Origin of the sequence: Streptomyces flavofungini (genome assembly GCF_041028215.1) — a bacterium.
Lineage (GTDB): Bacteria > Actinomycetota > Actinomycetes > Streptomycetales > Streptomycetaceae > Streptomyces > Streptomyces flavofungini_B.
Genome location: NZ_JASKYR010000988.1, coordinates 1 through 2,541, shown reverse-complemented (window position 1 = coordinate 2,541; position 2,541 = coordinate 1). Strand labels below are relative to the sequence as shown.

General features: G+C 70.4%; 2 protein-coding genes. One reads left to right on the top strand and one right to left on the bottom strand.

Annotation, left to right across the window (positions count from 1 at the left end; translation table 11 throughout):
• On the bottom strand, positions 1-491 hold a 491-nt coding region (locus AB8Z36_RS37485; RefSeq protein ID WP_369217848.1), incomplete at its 3' end, for a Gmad2 immunoglobulin-like domain-containing protein.
• A gap of 246 nt (positions 492-737) precedes the next feature.
• On the opposite strand from AB8Z36_RS37485, the gene AB8Z36_RS37480 reads away from it, so the two are divergent.
• Complete coding sequence (locus AB8Z36_RS37480) at positions 738-2,453, top strand: sensor histidine kinase (RefSeq protein ID WP_369217847.1); 1,716 nt, start codon at positions 738-740, stop codon at positions 2,451-2,453.
• Positions 2,454-2,541: the final 88 nt, after the last annotated feature.

Here is a 2,541-nt window from a genome sequence, read left to right as displayed (position 1 = left end):
CAGGAACCGATCGGGATACGCAGCACCTGTCCCGGGGTGATCTTGTCGGGGTCGCTGATCTGGTCCGGGTTGGCGCGCTGGATGCGCTTGTACAGGGAGGCGTCTCCGTAGTACGCCTTCGCCAGACCTGACAAGGTGTCGCCCTTGACCACCTTGTGCTCGCGGTAGCCGTAGTAGCCGTCGACGATGCGCGGCCCGTACAGCACCGGTACGGTCACCACGTTGATCTCGCTGCCGTCCTTGGGACTCTTCTCGAAGACCTGGACCAGGATCTGGTCGGCCCTGAAGGTCAGACGGCCCACGTCCGCCCGGACCTGGAACTGGCCGTGCTCACCCGTCCCGCCCCCCGCGTTGAAGTGGCCGGTCACCTCGGAGTGCCCGTCACCGACGCGGTAGTGCAGGGTGGCCTCGTGACCGGTGCCGATGCCTCCGACGAGCACCGGGTTGCCGACGAGGTCCAGCTTCCGGGGCTGATCCATCCGATTGGTCATGAACCCTCCGTTCATCGCGTCCGGTTGGTGCCGCAGTTGCGCCGCACCTCAAGACAACCTCCTCCCGGGCGGCCGGATAACGGAACTTCCGGACACTCCTGCCGCCCTCGGTGCTGTTCAGCGATGAACCACCGGCGGTGCGGCCCGAACCGGGCGCACCCCTGTCTGCCGTCACCCATCCGCGGTGATTACTGTGAGCACCACATTCATCACGTCCGGACGCCGGGATGTCCTTGGAGGCCACACATGGAGGAGCAACGCGGCGCAGGTCACTTACCCCAGCTGCACCTGGACGAGCTGCTCGACGAGCTCCAGATCCGCATCGACGCCATTCGCGGGACCCGGGACCGGCTGCACAGCCTGCTCGAAGCCGTCCTTTCCGTCGGGCGGGGCCTTGAGGTCCCCCAGGTGCTCCAGCACATCGTCGAGACGGCTGTGACGCTGGTCGACGCGGAGTACGGGGCGCTCGGGGTCATCGGGGCGGACGGGAAACTGGACGAATTCCTGCCGGTGGGCATCAGCGAGGAACTGCGGCGGCGGATCGGTGACCTCCCCTCGGGGCACGGTCTGCTCGGTGAGCTGATCCGCCACCCCGTACCGCTGCGGCTGCGCGAGCTCTCCGACCACGCGGCGTCGTCCGGCTTCCCGCCGCAGCATCCGCCGATGCACTCCTTCCTCGGCGTGCCCATCCGGGTGCGTGAGCGGGTGTTCGGCAACCTGTATCTCACCGAGAAGCGCGGCGGCGCCGAGTTCGACGCCGAGGACGAGGTGGTGCTCTCGACGCTGGCCGTGGCGGCGGGCGTGGCCATCGAGAACGCCCGGCTCTACGAAGAGGCGCGGCTGCGCGAGCGGTGGCTGGCGGCCAGTTCCGAGTTCACCAGCGCCCTGCTGTCCGGCACCCCCGAGGCGCACGTACTCCAGTTGATGATCGAACGCGCCCGCGAGATCACCGCGTCCGACATCGCGGTGGTGGACCTGGTGGTCGCCGAGACACGGGAGCTGCGGGGCGACTTCGCCTCGGGCGACGGCTCCCAGGCGCACCAGGGCGTGAGCATTCCGCGCGAGGGGACGCTGGCCGGGGCGGCACTGGACGAGGGCGGCCTGGTGACCACCACCGACGTGGGCAACGACCCGCGGGTCCGCTTCGCCCCGGAGCGCTGGAAGGGCATGGGGCCCGCGGTCGCGGTCCCGATGGGCACGGCCGAGGGCATACGTGGCGTCCTGGTGCTGGCCAGACGCAGTGGCCGTTCGGTGTTCAGCGAGGCGGAGACCGCGCCGCTCCCCGGTTTCGCGGGCCAGACCGCGCTGGCCCTCGAACTCGCCCAGCGGCGCCGTGACGCCGAGCAGATGAGCGTCCTTGAGGACCGTGACCGCATCGCCCGCGATCTGCATGACCTGGCCATCCAGCGTCTGTTCGCGACGGGCATGACGCTCCAGAGCGCGCAGCGTTTCGTGCAGCACCCACAGGCCATCGAGCGCCTGACACGGGCGGTGGACGACCTCGACACCACCATCAAGATCATTCGTTCGACCATCTTCGGGCTGCGCGCGCACGAGCCGACGGCGGCGGAGGGCTCCGGACTGCGGGTGCGCACCGCACAGGCGGTGCAGGAGGCGGTGCCCGCTCTCGGGTTCACTCCCGCGCTGCGCATCGAGGGCCTGGTCGACACGGCGGTACCGGCCGCCGTCGCCGACGACGCGACCGCCGTACTGAGCGAGGCGCTGGCCAACATCGCCCGGCACGCCCGCGCGTCGACCGCGGAAGCCTCGCTCGTCGTACATGGCGGGGAGCTGCTCGTGACCGTGTCGGACAACGGCGTCGGCATCGGCTCGGTGGGGCGGCGCAGCGGCCTGCGCAATCTCACCGAGCGGGCCGAACTGCTGGGCGGCACGCTGCACGTGGGGCCAGGAACCGGCGGTGGCACCCGGCTGGAGTGGCGGGTGCCGCTGCCCACGTCCTGAACCGTCAGCAGATGCGCGGCAGTTGCTCGCCGAGCGGCAGGTCCACGACCCGCCGCGCCCCGATGGCGGTGCGCAGCACGACCCGCCC